Raw genomic sequence first — 16,757 nt, 5'->3', positions numbered from 1 at the left:
CGGTCATCAATCTAAAAGCTTATTTAGTCTGCTTATCGGACTTGCCTCTTGGATTGTTATCACAGATGGTGCTGATAGACGACGCTTCAGTCGATTGAGGTCTTCTGAGTGAGGCAATGACGGAAATGCTCAATACCCCGGCGATTATCAGCAGTGACAATACTGTCGGGACATGGTATATGCCGGAAATAAGCATTTTTAAACCAAGGAAGACCAATATGGTTGCCAGACCATAGTGAAGATAATAAAGCCGGTCGGCAAATCCTTCCAGGGCAAAGTAGATACTGCGAAGCCCCATGATGGCAAACATGTTGGACGTATAGACTATAAACGGGTCGGTAGTGATTGACAGTACCGCCGGTATGGAATCTACGGCAAAGATAATATCCGTAGTTTCCACTGCTACAAGCACTGCCAGTAGCGGGGTGGCTAGTCGGCGGCCGTTTTCAATGGTAAAGAATTTGCCGCCGTCATATTGGTGACTCATAGGCAGAAAACGTCGCAGCAGTTTAAGCACCGGATTAGCTTCCGGATGAGGGTCTTCTTCCTTTTTCATACCCATGCGGATGCCGGTGAAGACCAGGAAAGCACCGAAAATATAGATAATCCAGTGGAAACTGTTAATCAGGGCGATGCCGCCGAAGATAAAACCAGCCCTCATCACGATAGCTCCAACAATACCCCAGAAAAGCACCCGATGCCGGAATTCCCGTGGTACACAAAAATAGGTGAACAGCATCAGGAATACAAAGAGATTATCTACCGACAGTGATTCTTCGACAACATAAGCGCTGAAGTAATCCAGGGCATGCTCTGCGCCGCCGAAAACCCAGATACCGATACCGAATATGACCGCCAGGCTGATCCATAACCCAACCCAGCCGACGGCTTCTTTCAGCTTGATTATATGAGCGTGGCGGTGGAAAACAAAGAGGTCAAGCGCCAGCATGGTAATCAGAAAGGCATTAAATAGAATCCAGGGCCAGATACCGATATCCATATTATCCTTTAGACGGCAGATGTTTGATTGAAATCAGGCTGACTGCCGAGAAACGCTAAATGCAGAGTATAGCTGAGTAAAATATTAATGTAAAACAATTCCGAATCCCGGTTTCCATTTGTTAGAGGGGCATCGACCGGTTATAATCACTTTTAATGAAGATTGCCTGGTATTATCCGCTGGTGAGATTAACAGCGCGAGGAATATTTGCTACTACACGGGTTAAAGTGACCGGTTTGCATAACTGGCCTGAGGGCGGGCCGGTTTTGGTTTGTGCCAATCATATCGGTTTTGCCGACCCTCCGTTGCTGGGGTTGAGCTTGCCACGGAATCCGGTTCATTTCTTAGCCAAGAAGGAATTGTTTCGAAACCGAATATTTGCCCAACTGCTCAAAGGGTCCGGCGCTATACCATTAAACCGCGGCGGGGTATCGGGTGCTTCTTTCAAATTAGCTTCACGGGTGCTGAAAAAAGAAGGAGCTCTGATTATTTTTCCCGAAGGACGGCGTAACCCTGACGGGGTATTATCTGCCGCTCTTCCGGGGGCAGGATATCTGGCGGCTTCCCTGAAGGTTCCTGTTTTACCGGTGGCTATTACCGGGACCGAAAAAATCCGGGGACGTTTTTGGTTCTTTAAGCTTCATCGGGTAAATATAGTGATCGGTAAACCTTTCAGGTTAGTGGATGAGGAATCCAAACGGGATAAAATGGACTTGAATGCCTATGGTGACCGTATCATGCAGGCGATAGCAGAATTACTGCCCTCCGAGAGCCGGGGTATCTATGGGAAAGAAAAATGATAATTGAACAGACTTCAGATTTAGGATTTTGTTTTGGCGTAAAAAGGGCTCTGGCAACACTGGAAGAGGTAGCCAAGCTGAAGGGTGGAGTGGAAACGCTTGGAGCATTGGTGCATAACCAGCAGGTAATGTCGCGTTTGGAAAGTTTGGGGGTACGGGTAGTAAGCCGCATTGAAGAAGTCACTGGAGACACAGTGGTCATCAGCTCCCATGGAGTCGGTCCAAAAGTGCTGGAGTCCATTAAGGAAAAGGGCATTGAGATAGTTGATACGACCTGTCCGTTCGTCCAGCGGGCTCAGAAAGCGGCTTATCGCCTGGCCGAAGCTGGATTTTTCACCGTGATCTATGGTGACTTAAATCATCCTGAAGTTAAGGGGATATTAGGCTGGGCCAATGGACAGGGACTGGCAACCTTGTCTGCGGCAGACCTGGATGGTATTGAACTGCCGCGCCATATTGGTTTGCTGTCACAGACTACCCAGGTTCCGGCCAGCTTTATTGAATTCGTAAAATGCGCCGCTGAGAAGACATTAGTGAAAGACTCAGAGATGCGTGTGGTCGATACGGTTTGTCATGATATTCGCCGTCGGCAGAAAGCAACCCAGGAACTGGCCTGTCGTGCTGACCTTATGATTGTTATCGGCGGACATCACAGCGCAAATACCAGGCACCTGGTAAACCTTTGTGTATCCATGGCCGAAACTCACCTGGTGGAAACCGCTGGTGAAATTGACCCTTCCTGGTTTATTGGCCGTGGGCTTATCGGTATTACCGCCGGAGCTTCGACAGCTCCGGAAACAATTGAAGAAGTGACACAACGCCTGCGGGATTTAAGTTCTGACGAGTGAAAGAATATGAAGCGGTGTTTGTTGCACGGGAAAACCAGGTTTTGACTTCAGGAGGATAACGAGAGTGGCTGAAAATATACTTGAGACTATCGGCAATACACCGATAGTAAGAATAAACAAGCTTAATCCCAACAAAGATGTCGTCATCTATGCCAAGCTTGAAGGCTTGAATCCTACCGGCAGTATCAAGGACCGGATTGCCCTGAGCATGATAGAGCAGGCTGAAATTGAAGGCAGGCTAACCAGGGATAAAACCATACTTGAGCCGACATCCGGCAATACAGGTGTTGCCCTGGCAATGATCGGTGCTGTAAAGGGATATAAAGTAGAAATCGTCATCAGTGATGCTGTTTCCATTGAAAGAAGACAGATGATAGATGCTTTTGGGGCTAAAGTAACATTGACCGACGGAAGTTTGGGTACTGATGGGGCGATTAATAAGGCACGGGAACTGATGCAGCGATATCCTGAAAAGTATTTTATGCCGGACCAATTCTCCAATGAATACAATAAGATAGCTCATTACCGCAACACAGGTGAAGAGATCTGGCGGCAGACCGGTGGCAAAGTAGACTGCTTTGTTTCATCCCTGGGTACTTCAGGAACCATTATGGGCGTCGGTAAAGTGCTCAGGGAACATAATCCCCAAGTTCAGGTGGTCAGCGCCCATCCGGTCAGAGGGCATTACATCCAGGGTCTTAAGAATATGGATGAAGCAATAGTTCCGTCTATTTATGACCCTTCACAGGTTGATACCACCATTATGGTTGAAACTGAAGACGCCTATGAAATGACCCGGCGGATTGTACGGCGGGAAGGCATATTTATCGGTATGAGCAGCGGTGCCGCTATGTATGCTGCAGCCCAAATTGCCAAGCAAATGGAAACAGGAACAATTGTGGTAATATTCCCGGACCGGGGTGAAAAATATTTGAGCACTAAATTATTCAGGCAGCAAATTGATAGTGCTTATGGATGATTGAGATTGGTGGCGGCGGGTAGATTTGAACTACCGACCAAGGGCTTATGAGTTGAGACGTCTGTAGGGTAGAATAGCTCATCAATATATACTACTTCACATAATATAGGCACGGTAGTTCCAAACCGTATCTCGTATAAATTGTTTAGGGAAAAGATAATGGTTTGAAGGATCTCGTCGAAGTGCCTGATTAGATGAAAACTCTGTAGTAAAACGCCCCCGTTATCGCTGACGGTCTACAATCAATTGCCTCTTCAACTTGGATTCTACACATAAACCTGTGAGATATTTAGCGGGACAGACACAAGTCGGTCTTAGATACCCCATTCTATCGTTTTTGCTACCTAACTTCGGACTGGGTTTTTCCTTTCAGTGCACCTCCATGATATATTCTTCTTCCTCACCCGCGTCTGCGCCGTATAGAAATTTCAGCCGTCCCGGCAATCCGGACAGAGGCGGCCGTGCTATTGACAAACGCCGATATTCGGTTCATACTGAAGTATGAATACAGTATGATTCGGTGTGAGTGTCTTGGGAGGTAAAAGATGAACAGGAGCACAAAAATAGCGATCAGTCTTCCTGAGCAGTTTTTGGAAGTTATTGAAGTAAAACGAAAAGCCAGGGGGGAGAGCCGAAGCAGGTTTTTCCAGTTTGCGGTTGAAGAATTCCTGAAACAAGAACAGGAATCTGAGCTGACGAAAGCTTATATTAGCGGCTATAAAGACATGCCTGAATCCCAGGAGGAAGTCGAGACGGCGCATGAGTCCGGCGTGGCCTTGTTGTCCAGGGAAGACTGGTAAGTGAAACGGGGCGAAATATGGTGGGCAGATCTGGGGGCCGCTGCGGGCAAACGCCCAGTTTTGCTTCTCTCACGTAATGAAGCCTATCAGGTCAGGGAATTGGTGACAGTTGCTCCTGTGACAACCAAAGAGCGTCATATTCCTTCAGAGGTTCCTTTATCTATTGGTGACGGCTTACCCAAGCCTTGTGTGGTCAATACTGATACTATCACCACCATTTCGAAAACCAGTCTGATTGAGTGTTTAACCACGCTGAGTACTGAAAAGCTGAAAGCAGTCGAAACGGCTTTGCGCTTTGCGCTGGGTATGAAAGCCGGGTAATAATCTCCTTAGCAGCTTGGTGTTTGTTGTAGATCAGCGATACTGGGACTGGGATATATTTGTCAAGCCACTTTCACCGCGTATTTCTCTAGGAGCATGGAGGTGAGTTGAAAAAGCACGATAGCTAGCTGCAACATTGCTGCTCTATAGTGAAGCAGCATTTTCGAGAGTGTTATCAATCAGTGAAATGCAAAATTTTTTATCTGGAACCTTTTTTGCCTAGGATTTTGGTGAGAAAATATAAATCATATTTGAATTATTTGCGCTATCGTTCAATCAGTCTATTGTGGTGCCAAAGTTAAAAAGAGCCGGGGTGCGGGTAATCGTTCATCAAACTGGACTCGGTTTTGGGTTCAGGTCACTTATATATTTCTAAAATTGAAAATCAGGTCATCGGTGGGGGCAGGTCAATTCTCAACGTTATCTTTGTAGTTACGTATCTGGGATTATACAATAACCTTGGGAATGGTGATTTATTTTGTTAACATATCCTAATAAACATATTCAGGCGGTTTGACTATTAAAGCAAAATTATTAAAATCCATTGATGACCCTGTTGCTGATTTAGTTCCTCCCCGCTCGGTCTGGACTTCTCAGAAAGCCTATATCCTGGCTTCTGTCGCCGGCGTAGTGGGGTTGGGTAATTTGTGGCGCTTTCCATATATGGTAGGCGAGAACGGCGGCGGCACTTTTGTGCTGACCTATATCATTTGCATGTTGTTGATGGGTATTCCTCTCTATGTCATTGAAGCCGGTGCCGGTAAATTATCAAATAGGGGTCCTATAGGCACATTCAGAAAAGTAAACACCAAATGGGGGCCCTGGTTTGGCCGGTTCTTAATCCTGATCACCATAGCTATAATGAGTTACTACCTTGTTATCAGCGGTTGGGCTCTTGGCTATGCAGTAGATTCGGTTCGGGGTGAGCTGAAAACATTCGAGGAGTTTACCTCTGGCTTCGCTTCATTGTGGTTCCTGCTGATAATAGCCGTCCCCACTTTTTGGATTCTGTCCAAAGGACTTCAAGGCCTGGAGCAGATGAGCAGGTTCTTGCTGCCGCTCTTGGTCCTGATCATCGGAGGCCTTGCGGTATATACTCAGACCTTATCCGGCGGTGCCGAGGCCCGTGATTTTTATTTTAATTTTGAGCTTTCCAGGTTTTTAGATATAAAGACCTGGCAGAATGCGGCCGGCCAGGCTTTCTATTCGCTGGCAATAGGTATGGGTTTTTTGATTGCTTACGGCAGTTATGTCCCCAAGAAATTCAATATTATTACTACCTCAACCGCTGTTGCCTTCACCAATTCCGGGATTTCAATCATGGCCGGGCTGATGATGTTTCCTATTGTTTTTACTTTTGGGATTGCTCCCGATGCCGGCAGCCAGCTTTCTTTTACAGCTCTGCCCCATTTGTTTCCTGAGATTCCCGGTGGGGTATTCATCGGTATTGCTTTTTACATGCTGTTGGCTCTGGCGGCATTTACGTCTTGTGTAGGTGGTATTGCTGTTGCCATGGCCCCGTTGCAAGATGAATTTAATATGACCAAACGTAAAGCTGCTTTAATCGTAGTTTTCTTCGTAACTTTACTGGGGATTCCGTCGGCTTTGAGTTTCACTCCTCTTGGATTAAACATTGGAGATAAGCCTTTTCTAGATGTGGTGGATCAGCTTACCGGTTCCGGAGTGATTGTGGTGGCTGGTATTGCCGGGGCGGCCCTGATCAGCTGGATATTACCCAAGAAAAGTCTGGTGGACTCCATCAATTCACCGGACAAGAAATTAGGATCTGCTGTTTTTTCAGCAAGCTGGATAGTACAAATCGGACGTTATCTTCCGTTGGCAGCGGTCTTTCTTTTAATAGTTATGTTTATATTATAATTCAGCTTTAGTCAATAAATGGCGGTAAAGAGGCCAATAACAAGATTGTATCTGAAATTGATTTAGACCGGATATCTTCACTGACCTGCCCCCATCTGTGATACCAGTTGTTAAAAAGTTGTTGTGACCATAATAGCCTCTGGAGCCGGAGGCTTATAGCCAAGGGAGCTTTGAGGTCTTTAACTACTCGGAACGAGACAGGGCATCCGAATCCTTGTATTTAGCAAGATAGCTTAATGCAATGTTACTGCTCCATAATTGAGCGTATGAAAATCCTACAAAATACTATTAGACCCTATTCGAAATTGATGCCAAATAATATAAACAAGTCTAAGTAAACGGGATTGAAAAAATATCAAAGGGGCAAGAATTAATAACTTCTTGCCCCTTTGATGTTAATAAACAAAGTTAATATTGCTCAAATTCAATTAACTTTTTACTTTAACGGTAGGCGTGATTGACCTATCCGGCTGTCAATGCCGTAAACGGGCATCTGGTAATGCCAGAACTTATCAACAGCTGCGGAAGATTCCTCCGTCGGCTCGGAAAAGTCATCGTGAGCCCTGCCGGCAAGACCGTATCCCATGAAATCATCCATTTCCTTGAAGAAGTTATTGAAAACCGGTGTAGTTGATGAAACGGCTAATACTGTTTCATGGATCTTACCGTAGTGATATTTTGTGTATGTGCAGACACCATGACATCGGCCGGCATTACAAGTATTGGCATGCATTTTCCACGCGCGGCATTTTCTGGAGTCCTCATAGAAAACCTTAGCCCCGCCCTGGTGCCAGCCGCCGGGTTGTGCCGGCAGAGCACCGGGAATTTCGGTTGGGTCGTGACCATCAACAGGAGTATAAGGAGTGGCGTTTTCAGCGGGGTCCCAGGTGGGTTCATCGGCTAAACTTAAAGCTCCCTCACCGCATGCTTCAGCGCATTTTTTGCAGGTGTGGCAGAATTTCCAAAAACCGGCATCGATGGGTTTGCCCGGCGCAAGCGGCATATCAGTGATGTATCTAAAAACACCCACAGTCGGGCCGTATTCCGGAGTAATCATTCTTTGAATTCTGCCGAGTTCCCCCATACCGGCCATGATACCCAGTGCCGGCGCATTGCCCGTACCATTACCTCCTTCGGAGAGAGCCCAATAGCCTAGCGTTCGCAGGAATTCCTGTACTCTCACCTGGATATTGGCAGCCCTGCCGTAACGAATCTGGGCCTGTAATTCGGTATTGGAACGATGCCATAGTTCATGACTTTCCTGATTGGCCATTACAATTACATTGCGGGCATCAAGCGGGTGGGCATGTTCTGTTTCTGTTTCATATGGGCCGTCAGCTTTCCAGGTTATTTCTTCTACCCCGCCCGGTTCGTAAGAGTAGATGAATTTTTCGGTGGTATTCGGGTCAAGTTCCAGGAAACCCACGCTCATACAACCAAAAAACCTTAACGCTGACTGGACTACAAGAGAGTTTTCCTCGGGGGTGCCGGCGTACTTCGGGACCCCCAGTTCCTCCGGAGTCGGCGCTTCCATTGGGCCCATAAAGCTGTTTCTTACACTTCCCTCACCGGCACTGCCAGAAAAGGCAATGTCACGTAAAGACCAACCGGGGATATTCTGCTCCAGCCATTGCTGGTGCTGTCGGGATTGTTCTTCTCTGCGTGCAGCCTGCTCTGCGGCTGAAATATAGGAGTTCATGTAAAATCGGGAACCCCGCAGGGTGTTTACTTCGCTCCAGCGGCTTTTCTGGTCCCAGTCTACCTCTACCGTGGGTTCATCAACTCTTTTAACCCACCAGGGGTCATTTCTAACGGCGCTGTCGGCCATCATCTCATCAAGGTCATGATAGGTAGGGGCCAAAGCTGCTGCCGCTCCCAGTCCGGCTCCTGAAACGCCGAGAGCTTTCATGAAGTCTCTCCTGCTTACAGTTGAATGGAATTTGGACATAACATTCCTCCTTACAAAAATTTTGCTTATTGCCTCTTTCCATATATTGGTTTAATATTACAACAGGAAACACACTCTGACATCGCCCAAATGAGGTAAAATAAGGCTATTTAAAAGGGTTAAAACCAAATAACACTTAGGAGTTATAAAGGATCCAAAGAATGCCAAATCAAACATCGATCCTTTTAGTTTTTCCTAATAACGTTGCAAGGGAAGGCTTGGTTGAGCTTTTAACAAACCATGGCTACAGCATCGAATTAGCAGCCATAGAAGATCGAAATTTCCCAAAAACAGACATTGTGCTAATTGAACAATCGTATATTAAAACAGAGGATGCGCTGGATGAGATTAAGAAAAAAACAAAGGCTAAATTAGGAATCATTCAGAATGAAGCTGGTACTGAAAATATTTTAGAGCAAATAAAACAAGGTGCACGTGGTTTCTTACTATTCAGCCAAGATCCAACAGATTTTCTCGCATGTATTGAGCGGCTAAGCAGTGGTGACTTAGTAATCTCAGAAGATCAGGTTTCTCACTTAAAAGATGATCTGAATAAGGATGCCGAAAATAATTATGAAGATCTCAGTGAACGTGAAGTAGAAGTTATAAAGCTTGTTGTCAACGGAAACACCAATAAAGAAATAGCTACCGAACTATTTATATCTGAGCATACGGTTAAGGTTCATCTGAAAAATATCTTCTCTAAACTAAATTTCAAAAATCGTCAAGGTATTATTAAATATGCTTATGATAAAGGGCTATTTGATAAGGACAATGATTTATCAGTGTAGAGTCCAGTAGAAATAAAAAGCTGAATATTCTATTAATTGTACTCTGTGTAAAGTGCAGGCAATAATAACGATTCAGTTTCCATATCTAAACAGTCACCAATGGGGATACACTGATAATAATGTCGTGCCAGCTCACCGCTTATTTTTCAAAGTCTTGTGGCTAAGTTGGAATAGCACGGAGGCTGGATGCAACATTACTGCTAAGTGACATAGTATTCTCGGATGTGTTGTAATAGCTGAAATAGCCAGAAATAATTAATTCAAATTATAAAGATAAAAAAGGGTGTGAAACATAATTAGTAGAAGATTATTTAAGAAATTGTCACGATATCTTCCTTGGAGTGTATCCCTTGGAGCTATTGTGCTGATAGGGAGTGATATCATATCAGTCCAACTTAACCCACAACTAACCCCCATTAGTGATACTATCAGCGAATATGCTATTTATTATCAAGGTTGGATTCAAAAAATAGGTATGTTTTCGGTAGTAATTATGAATTCGATGGTTTCTCTAACCATTTTAAACTCTCCTGGAGCGAAGACTAATAGACTTATATATTATTGTGGAATATTATTCGGAATCATCGCAATTGGTTTTATCATCATAATGCTATTCGACACCGATCCTGGTAGGGAAATAGTCTCCATATCAGGGGCTATACACAATATTACCGCTATTAGTTTATCTTTTCTGTTCCCTATTGCCTGTGCAACTTTGGCAATTCCCCTTTGGCAACACAGAAAATCAGAAAACATCATTTCTTTCTCTGCCATTGTAGCTATAGCCAGCTTCTTTATCGCTATTCTCTTAATACAAAATCCCGATTCAGCCCATTTCGGAATTTTAGAAAGATCCCTTAAATCAATTAATTTATGCTGGCTCATAGTAGCAGGGTTCAGCTTGCCCAAATCATTGGTGGGAAGATAAATAGAATGAAGTTCAGCACTATGTTAATAGCTTGATCTTCTTCTCGTGACACCTATTATCGTTCATGAAATCCATTTTCCAAATTTTATTTGGATGAATTATCCTGCAATCTCCGATAGATAGTATATTTTGAAATATAATACTTATTTCCCGTAGTTATTTACTTGACTCAAGATCATCAATCAAGGATTGCATCTCTTCAATTTCATTTCGTTGCGCTTCAATAATCCTTTCAGCAAGATCATGAACTCTTGGGTCATCAATATTGGCACGCTCACTAGTCAATATTGCAATTGAATGGTGCGGAATCATAGCTTTCATCCATGAAACATCATCCACAGTGGTTTGACTTCGGACCAGCCAAACAGACATAAATAATAACACAGCACATACAGCATATATCACGATATTTAATCGCGTCTTAGTATACATTTTCCTCATGAATGTCAGCATTATCATACCCATCGCAGCGCCCATAATGAGAGCCATATATGAACGCGTTTCACTAAATATGACATGATCCATTTGGTAGGTATTTAAATACATAAGACCGAACATAACTACTGTAGATGTGCTTATCATGGCACCAAACTTTAAATAATTATTCATTGCAAGCCTCCCAGATATATTTTTTTGATGAATGTTAGTCTTATTTTCTAATAGATTCCTTGCATTTTAATATTTTATCATAAGTTTTTTCGTCTACTTATTGTTAATTGATGATCTCGTTAAAAAGTAAATTCCATCCGTCTTTGGAAATACATACTTGTTTAGCCCCTCCAACTGTTTGGAGTCTTGAAGAAGGATTTCTGGTGTCCGGAATAAGTCAAAAAACGCCTCTATAACTCAAGCCGAAAACCAAGCGACATCTTGTAATGGCTGGTATTTGCATCGGATAACTCTTTGAATCTTGCGGCGAGTGATGACAAGAAAGCTGTTAACTCAGTAGTGTTCTTGGTCAAAAAATATTAAAGTGGCAGAAATCCAAATTACTCCAAATAAACAATAATCCGATTCTATCAACGGCTGGAAGCCCAATTAATCATGCCGCCAATTAGACCTCTACCGGTTCAAGTGTTACATTTATGTTCTGGTAGTAAAGACCGGTTAGTCCTTCAAAACCAGAATCTGTGCCTATAAGTAGCCACAGATCCCCCTCTTCGGAAGCAGTTACAGTATAGGTATGCTCCTGCTTGATTTCAACCGAAGCATATGGAAGTTCTGGCATCTTAAAGGCTTCTTCTGCTGGTATTCCATTGGCTACATCACCGCCAATTGTAGCTGCAGGTCCTTCACCACCGTTTCCACCTCCCTTATCCACATTCATAACATAATAATCGTCTTCGAGTAATACTTTAGGCTCTTGAATAGAGGCCCCAACTTTAAAGAATACAGACTCGCCCGGAGCACCACCGATTCCAACTGCTCCAGAGGGTGCATTCGAAGCAAACTTGATGTTGTAAATAAGGCGATAAGTCTGACCGGGTATTATGCCATCTTCGGATCCGAGATGGCGCTTTAAGAACATAAAAACATCATCTGAACGATTCATGCTCTGTAAATAGTACCCGGTGCCATCAATATTTAGTTCTTCAGGTAGAGGTTTAATAGCCCCCTCTTTTTCAATATCCATTACTGGTGAATATTCAGCAAAACCATGCTCCCAACCCTGTTTCCCATCGCGAAAATCATACTCCAAGTTGATTTTTTCGGGTGCCAGGTCCACGGTTCCGCTACAGGAAGTCTGAACTACTGCCAGCACCATTAGTATCGTAAAAACCACCATTCTCACCGTCATTTCCAAACCTCCAAATAATTTTTACAGCGCTGTAATCTTTTTCCTAGAAAATAACGCTTTTAAGACGTCAAGGTTAGTATTTCTAAATCTTTTTTTAAAGCAATAAATCAAGTATTCTCTTGGCACTAATAGTAATAATCGGTAAAGGCGAGATTGTTTTAATTATCTTTTTTTGGAGTTGTTGACCGCCAACAACAATGTCAACATAATCTGCCTACATTAAGCAAACCTTATGAGTTTTTAAGTAGCCGCTTGGCCAAATGTTCTAACGGGGGAAATTGTGCATCTTTCCTTAATGGTGTTTCTATTTTCTCTGCTCAACTAGTTTGTATTAACTCGATTAAATGGCATGAGGAATTAGTAGAAGCTCTAAGTGTAAGTTTTCCGAGATATAAGAATGACTTAGCTTTCTTCTTCACCCTCTGTATTTTCAACTGTAATCTTGACTACAGGTTTAAAAATCAGGTCCCCTGTGCCAGTAGCAACCAATGATTGGTCAGCATCAAAATCAAGCAATATGGTTGTAGTTTCATCGGCATTTATACTGAATGGCCGGACGAATTTAAGTTCATTTGATGGTATGGATATCTCAGGTGGTTCTTCATCCCCGTTCAGCGTAACACTAACTGAATCAACTTGGATTCTTATTTGAGTATAAGTTCCTTCAGCTATCTCGTCACTTGCTAGTAGTTCCTCAAGATCATTGGCTTGCAATTGCATCAAGTCAATTTTGCCTTCAGCGATTGGTATTTCTATCCATTCACCCTCATCCTCGGACTCATCCGACTTATGAACTTCGACTTTGGTGAACTCAAGGTCAATCGAAGCTATGTCGTATTGGGGTGGAGCATCGGTCACCTTAATTGATAGTGTGCCTGTATTTTCTGTTCCGCAACCTGAAGCCACTATCGGCAAAGCAATCATAAACAACACCATAACCGCTATGTTGAAAAACTTCTCCTTCATTGTTTCAAAGAAACAACTTGTTGCTTTGATCGTTTTCATAAGCTATACAAGACTCCTTAAAAAACATAAATATATTCCGAAATCACGCAAACCTTACGAGTCTCCAAGTAGCGGCTTGGCCACACGATCTAACGGGGGGAAATTGTTCATCTTTCGTTAATGGTATTTCCATTTCCTCTGCGGAAGGTCTGCAAGTAACATGTTCTTCAGTGATATCATTATGAAAAACAAATCGGTAAACACCCGATGCTGGTGCTTTCTGACCAGTTTTGAAAGTGTCTCCAAGGTTAATGACCGTGTCGTTGTCGGTTTGCCAGTACGGTTTACAAGCAAAGTGTGAGTATAAACTATTCAACCATCCTGTGCCGCTTTCCATGTAATGATCCGGCCATTTGTCCTTGTCTATTCCAGGGGCTGATTCTAAAACCTCTTGATCGATATCAATAACGAATTTCTTTCGTTCAGGTGACCAGCAAAGGGCATCAAATGGCATAGCGAACCATTTGTCAGTTAGTCCAAGAGTGCCACCATAAGCTACGACAACATAAGCCACAATGCCCGAAGCCATGTCAATCATGAAGTCCTGGATCTGTCCCAGGTCTTCTCCTGCAGGATTGATAATATCTAAGATTTCTAATCTTTTCATTGGTATCAGAGTCGTTTCCATTTTATTTCTCCTTTTAATTTTATTAAACTCCAAATTATTAGATATTATTGATGATTCCGATTATGCCAATGACAATCAAGTAAATCGCCACAACATAATTCAATAACCTTGGCCAAGCCAAAACCATGATACCGGCTATTAGGGCTACAATACCGGCTATAAGTCCTAGATCCATTTTCTTTCCTCCTTTATTTTAATGTCGAGCACTTTGATGGCACCGTAGCTTATCAACAATAAATCTACTTTCTATTCATCGTTGTCATTGCAGATACGTACAAGCATTTACGTTATTATCGCTACCATGGCACTTACTTTATCGTGAAAAATGCGTTTATTGGATTCTCATTTTCCGTGTACACTTAATTATATACGTCTCAATAGGCGTAGTAAGATTGAAATAACGAGTAATACTATTAGTACCCAGAATAGTATAAGGGCAATATCTACGAGCGCTGCGACAATGCCACCGAACCCGAATATAGCAGCAATAACAGCCAAGACTAGCAAGATAAGGATAATATTCAGCATTTGTTATTCCTCCTTAAGCACTTACTGGGACTCCATGATTACAGTCCCAAAGTATTCGTTACCTAGACTGAAGGCTGATTGTACCTGTCCGGTGACTGTTATTGAGCTTCCTTCCTGGGGTGGTTCAACCTCAGTTATTATCCAGATGGTTCCGCTTTCATCATTAACCTGGTAAGCCCCTCGGTTCAATAAATCGAACCAAATACTGTCGGTGACCTCCCCGCTAATGGTAACATTCTCGTTTTCGTATTGAGGCGTGTCGTTGGTAATATCACCAATATTTGTAGAGCAACCGGCGATTAAGGCAATAACCCCCAATAATAAAAGCACCGCTAATATCTTTGTAACTCTCAAAAAGTTATCTACCCCCCCCTTAAAAATTAGGATCTATTTTTTTACCCAGTCACCATTATCGTCTTTTTCATATTCCGCTTTCACAGCTGACCAAGCTACCCTGTGTGCTGCTTCCTGTCATGTTGAGAAAAATGGCTTTTCATGCCATCAGACAGTTCAGGCGTTTCTGTTGATTATTTCATTCGCCGTGGTTTATGCTCAGCGGCGGCCACGCCGGTATGATTGTTCAAGCTTTGCCTCTTCCATGGTCAGCAGTTTTCCCGGGTAAGCCACGTAGCCACACTGGAAACACTGGGCATAAGATCCGTATTCATCATTGTCCTCAAACAGGTCCCCTCTTCCGCATTTTGGACAGCTCTTAAGACGGTACATAGCTGGTTTCCTTTCATAAATATGGTGGGGGTTTGACCGATGAAGAGATCTTTCTTTTACAAGCTCCTTATCATACTGTTTTAGGAAAAAATTCTGCTGGATTAAATTTTAAGACTGGACAACCAATCATTAACTTCTTTTCTGGCTTGGTCTCTATTAATCGAATACCTCTCTTGAACCTGACCGACTAATTGTTCGATGTCTCCTTTTATTATTTCAACATCATCTTCGGTCAATTTTCCCCATTGTTCCCTTACTCTTCCTTTAATTTGATTCCATTTGCTCGTTAGATTTACGCTGTCCATTACTACTCCTCCTTTATCCTTCGTTCTTCTTAATAATTAGGGTAGGCTTTTCATTTAGCAACTGAACATCGATCAATGTTTTGTCGAGACTTCTTTCGAATTCTTTTTTGACTGTCAATATATTTCGGCTTTGATTAGCTATTGTATGATCGTTTTTTTTTGGTGTGTCTATTACAAGCATTAGTCCGGACTTGTGTGACGATAACCTGAAACAGTTATTAGTTGAAGTATTGTTTTCCTTCAGGGTTTGAGATAACACCAGTGCAGCAATTTCTGTGATTTCTATCAAAGCTTATTGCCTCTTTCCATATATTGGTTTAATATTACAACAGGAAACACACTCTGACATCGCCCAAATGAGGTAAAATAAGGCTATTTAAAAGGGTTAAAACCAAATAACACTTAGGAGTTATAAAGGATCCAAAGAATGCCAAATCAAACATCGATCCTTTTAGTTTTTCCTAATAACGTTGCAAGGGAAGGCTTGGTTGAGCTTTTAACAAACCATGGCTACAGCATCGAATTAGCAGCCATAGAAGATCGAAATTTCCCAAAAACAGACATTGTGCTAATTGAACAATCGTATATTAAAACAGAGGATGCGCTGGATGAGATTAAGAAAAAAACAAAGGCTAAATTAGGAATCATTCAGAATGAAGCTGGTACTGAAAATATTTTAGAGCAAATAAAACAAGGTGCACGTGGTTTCTTACTATTCAGCCAAGATCCAACAGATTTTCTCGCATGTATTGAGCGGCTAAGCAGTGGTGACTTAGTAATCTCAGAAGATCAGGTTTCTCACTTAAAAGATGATCTGAATAAGGATGCCGAAAATAATTATGAAGATCTCAGTGAACGTGAAGTAGAAGTTATAAAGCTTGTTGTCAACGGAAACACCAATAAAGAAATAGCTACCGAACTATTTATATCTGAGCATACGGTTAAGGTTCATCTGAAAAATATCTTCTCTAAACTAAATTTCAAAAATCGTCAAGGTATTATTAAATATGCTTATGATAAAGGGCTATTTGATAAGGACAATGATTTATCAGTGTAGAGTCCAGTAGAAATAAAAAGCTGAATATTCTATTAATTGTACTCTGTGTAAAGTGCAGGCAATAATAACGATTCAGTTTCCATATCTTGTATCTTTAACTAGTAGTAAAATATCTGCCGACAGGAGACAGATCGGTAATTTCTCGGTGCCCCAACACCGTCATTTAGCAAGGTCGTCTCCCGGATAATCCCGGAAAGCCCGACAATTTACGGGTAAACTAATGGTTTAAAGCCGGAAGGATTATATCCATCCTTGTAAGAGCAGAGCAACACTGTTTCAAGCGGGACACTTATGAATTAGAGTATAAAACAGAGGTAATTTAGTCAGCATATAGCCCGATGACCCACGAAGACCAAATGCAACATAAGACAGATGAATTATTGTGCTATTTATGCAACTATAAGCGGATAATGCTCG

At 42.6% G+C, this 16,757-nt stretch carries 20 protein-coding genes and 1 pseudogene; 9 read left to right on the top strand and 12 right to left on the bottom strand.

The genetic code is table 11. From position 1 onward, the window contains the following. Positions 1 to 19: 19 nt before the first annotated feature. Positions 20 to 1,000 carry a TerC family protein gene (locus tag ACZ48S_RS07055; RefSeq protein ID WP_464212062.1) on the bottom strand — a complete coding sequence of 327 codons (981 nt, stop codon included), beginning with the start codon at positions 998 to 1,000 and terminating at the stop codon, positions 20 to 22. A 155-nt stretch (positions 1,001 to 1,155) separates the two neighbouring features. On the opposite strand from ACZ48S_RS07055, the gene ACZ48S_RS07050 reads away from it, so the two are divergent. The 6 genes from ACZ48S_RS07050 to ACZ48S_RS07025 all read left to right on the top strand — a co-directional run bounded on the left by ACZ48S_RS07050 (position 1,156) and on the right by ACZ48S_RS07025 (position 6,626). Then, a complete protein-coding gene (locus ACZ48S_RS07050) occupies positions 1,156 to 1,800 on the top strand; it encodes a lysophospholipid acyltransferase family protein (RefSeq protein WP_464212060.1) in 645 nt (214 codons plus the stop codon). Further along, complete coding sequence (gene ispH / locus ACZ48S_RS07045) at positions 1,797 to 2,648, top strand: 4-hydroxy-3-methylbut-2-enyl diphosphate reductase (RefSeq protein ID WP_464212058.1); 852 nt, start codon at positions 1,797 to 1,799, stop codon at positions 2,646 to 2,648. Before ACZ48S_RS07050 ends, ispH begins: the two co-directional genes overlap by 4 nt. A 64-nt stretch (positions 2,649 to 2,712) precedes the next feature. Then, on the top strand, positions 2,713 to 3,627 hold the full coding sequence (locus ACZ48S_RS07040) for a PLP-dependent cysteine synthase family protein (RefSeq protein ID WP_464212056.1): 915 nt from the start codon (positions 2,713 to 2,715) through the stop codon (positions 3,625 to 3,627). Between the two features lie 545 nt (positions 3,628 to 4,172). Beyond that, positions 4,173 to 4,427: a hypothetical protein gene (locus ACZ48S_RS07035; protein ID WP_464212054.1), complete on the top strand. Its 255-nt coding sequence runs from the start codon at positions 4,173 to 4,175 to the stop codon at positions 4,425 to 4,427. After that, a complete protein-coding gene (locus tag ACZ48S_RS07030) occupies positions 4,428 to 4,748 on the top strand; it encodes a type II toxin-antitoxin system PemK/MazF family toxin (RefSeq protein WP_464212052.1) in 321 nt (106 codons plus the stop codon). It abuts the gene before it with no gap. Positions 4,749 to 5,261: 513 nt separating this feature from the next. Next, the gene (locus ACZ48S_RS07025; RefSeq protein WP_464212050.1) at positions 5,262 to 6,626 is read left to right on the top strand and encodes a sodium-dependent transporter; all 1,365 of its coding nucleotides are present in this window, start codon (positions 5,262 to 5,264) and stop codon (positions 6,624 to 6,626) included. A gap of 436 nt (positions 6,627 to 7,062) precedes the next feature. Here ACZ48S_RS07025 and ACZ48S_RS07020 read toward each other — a convergent pair whose 3' ends face one another. Further along, positions 7,063 to 8,574, bottom strand: coding sequence for a reductive dehalogenase (locus ACZ48S_RS07020; RefSeq protein ID WP_464212048.1), 1,512 nt, complete (start codon positions 8,572 to 8,574; stop codon positions 7,063 to 7,065). A 161-nt stretch (positions 8,575 to 8,735) separates the two neighbouring features. On the opposite strand from ACZ48S_RS07020, the gene ACZ48S_RS07015 reads away from it, so the two are divergent. After that, complete coding sequence (locus ACZ48S_RS07015) at positions 8,736 to 9,365, top strand: response regulator transcription factor (RefSeq protein ID WP_464212026.1); 630 nt, start codon at positions 8,736 to 8,738, stop codon at positions 9,363 to 9,365. A 319-nt stretch (positions 9,366 to 9,684) separates the two neighbouring features. After that, the gene (locus tag ACZ48S_RS07010; RefSeq protein ID WP_464212046.1) at positions 9,685 to 10,293 is read left to right on the top strand and encodes a DUF998 domain-containing protein; all 609 of its coding nucleotides are present in this window, start codon (positions 9,685 to 9,687) and stop codon (positions 10,291 to 10,293) included. A 156-nt stretch (positions 10,294 to 10,449) separates the two neighbouring features. Here ACZ48S_RS07010 and ACZ48S_RS07005 read toward each other — a convergent pair whose 3' ends face one another. From ACZ48S_RS07005 to ACZ48S_RS06960, 10 genes and pseudogenes are all read right to left on the bottom strand, one after another. Further along, complete coding sequence (locus ACZ48S_RS07005; protein WP_464212044.1) at positions 10,450 to 10,902, bottom strand: DUF305 domain-containing protein; 453 nt, start codon at positions 10,900 to 10,902, stop codon at positions 10,450 to 10,452. A gap of 445 nt (positions 10,903 to 11,347) precedes the next feature. Then, positions 11,348 to 12,091, bottom strand: coding sequence for a hypothetical protein (locus ACZ48S_RS07000; protein ID WP_464212042.1), 744 nt, complete (start codon positions 12,089 to 12,091; stop codon positions 11,348 to 11,350). 402 nt (positions 12,092 to 12,493) lie between these two features. Then, a complete protein-coding gene (locus ACZ48S_RS06995) occupies positions 12,494 to 13,096 on the bottom strand; it encodes a DUF4382 domain-containing protein (protein WP_464212040.1) in 603 nt (200 codons plus the stop codon). Between the two features lie 43 nt (positions 13,097 to 13,139). Continuing rightward, positions 13,140 to 13,724, bottom strand: a complete 585-nt coding sequence (locus ACZ48S_RS06990; protein WP_464212038.1) for a YjzC family protein — start codon at positions 13,722 to 13,724, stop codon at positions 13,140 to 13,142. A gap of 37 nt (positions 13,725 to 13,761) precedes the next feature. Continuing rightward, complete coding sequence (locus tag ACZ48S_RS06985; protein ID WP_464212036.1) at positions 13,762 to 13,899, bottom strand: DUF3096 domain-containing protein; 138 nt, start codon at positions 13,897 to 13,899, stop codon at positions 13,762 to 13,764. 188 nt (positions 13,900 to 14,087) lie between these two features. Then, positions 14,088 to 14,252 (bottom strand): DUF1328 family protein, encoded by a 165-nt coding sequence (locus tag ACZ48S_RS06980; RefSeq protein ID WP_464212034.1) that lies wholly within the window; start codon positions 14,250 to 14,252, stop codon positions 14,088 to 14,090. A gap of 21 nt (positions 14,253 to 14,273) precedes the next feature. Further along, positions 14,274 to 14,606 carry a hypothetical protein gene (locus tag ACZ48S_RS06975; protein ID WP_464212032.1) on the bottom strand — a complete coding sequence of 111 codons (333 nt, stop codon included), beginning with the start codon at positions 14,604 to 14,606 and terminating at the stop codon, positions 14,274 to 14,276. Positions 14,607 to 14,639: 33 nt separating this feature from the next. Beyond that, positions 14,640 to 14,708: pseudogene (locus ACZ48S_RS06970) on the bottom strand (ChaB family protein); the annotation flags it as partial. A gap of 96 nt (positions 14,709 to 14,804) precedes the next feature. Next, entirely contained in the window at positions 14,805 to 14,978 is a 174-nt protein-coding gene (locus tag ACZ48S_RS06965) for a hypothetical protein (RefSeq protein WP_464212030.1), read from the bottom strand. Between the two features lie 101 nt (positions 14,979 to 15,079). After that, positions 15,080 to 15,283, bottom strand: a complete 204-nt coding sequence (locus ACZ48S_RS06960; RefSeq protein ID WP_464212028.1) for a CsbD family protein — start codon at positions 15,281 to 15,283, stop codon at positions 15,080 to 15,082. Between the two features lie 427 nt (positions 15,284 to 15,710). On the opposite strand from ACZ48S_RS06960, the gene ACZ48S_RS06955 reads away from it, so the two are divergent. Beyond that, entirely contained in the window at positions 15,711 to 16,340 is a 630-nt protein-coding gene (locus ACZ48S_RS06955; protein ID WP_464212026.1) for a response regulator transcription factor, read from the top strand. Positions 16,341 to 16,757 lie beyond the last annotated feature (417 nt).

It is taken from the genome of Dehalogenimonas sp. NIT-SK1 (assembly GCF_055384165.1).
Note: the sequence above shows the minus strand (reverse complement) of the source record. Positions and strands in the feature narration are given on the sequence as shown.

Bases quoted from the DNA above. Each gene is read 5' to 3' on its own strand.
- ACZ48S_RS07055 (WP_464212062.1), bottom strand. From the start codon at position 1,000: ATGGATATCGGTATCTGGCCCTGGATTCTATTTAATGCCTTTCTGATT.
- ACZ48S_RS07050 (WP_464212060.1), top strand. From the start codon at position 1,156: ATGAAGATTGCCTGGTATTATCCGCTGGTGAGATTAACAGCGCGAGGA.
- ispH (WP_464212058.1), top strand. From the start codon at position 1,797: ATGATAATTGAACAGACTTCAGATTTAGGATTTTGTTTTGGCGTAAAA.
- ACZ48S_RS07035 (WP_464212054.1), top strand. From the start codon at position 4,173: ATGAACAGGAGCACAAAAATAGCGATCAGTCTTCCTGAGCAGTTTTTG.
- ACZ48S_RS07020 (WP_464212048.1), bottom strand. From the start codon at position 8,574: ATGTCCAAATTCCATTCAACTGTAAGCAGGAGAGACTTCATGAAAGCT.
- ACZ48S_RS07015 (WP_464212026.1), top strand. From the start codon at position 8,736: ATGCCAAATCAAACATCGATCCTTTTAGTTTTTCCTAATAACGTTGCA.
- ACZ48S_RS07005 (WP_464212044.1), bottom strand. From the start codon at position 10,902: ATGAATAATTATTTAAAGTTTGGTGCCATGATAAGCACATCTACAGTA.
- ACZ48S_RS07000 (WP_464212042.1), bottom strand. From the start codon at position 12,091: ATGACGGTGAGAATGGTGGTTTTTACGATACTAATGGTGCTGGCAGTA.
- ACZ48S_RS06995 (WP_464212040.1), bottom strand. From the start codon at position 13,096: ATGAAAACGATCAAAGCAACAAGTTGTTTCTTTGAAACAATGAAGGAG.
- ACZ48S_RS06990 (WP_464212038.1), bottom strand. From the start codon at position 13,724: ATGGAAACGACTCTGATACCAATGAAAAGATTAGAAATCTTAGATATT.
- ACZ48S_RS06985 (WP_464212036.1), bottom strand. From the start codon at position 13,899: ATGGATCTAGGACTTATAGCCGGTATTGTAGCCCTAATAGCCGGTATC.
- ACZ48S_RS06980 (WP_464212034.1), bottom strand. From the start codon at position 14,252: ATGCTGAATATTATCCTTATCTTGCTAGTCTTGGCTGTTATTGCTGCT.
- ACZ48S_RS06965 (WP_464212030.1), bottom strand. From the start codon at position 14,978: ATGTACCGTCTTAAGAGCTGTCCAAAATGCGGAAGAGGGGACCTGTTT.
- ACZ48S_RS06960 (WP_464212028.1), bottom strand. From the start codon at position 15,283: ATGGACAGCGTAAATCTAACGAGCAAATGGAATCAAATTAAAGGAAGA.
- ACZ48S_RS06955 (WP_464212026.1), top strand. From the start codon at position 15,711: ATGCCAAATCAAACATCGATCCTTTTAGTTTTTCCTAATAACGTTGCA.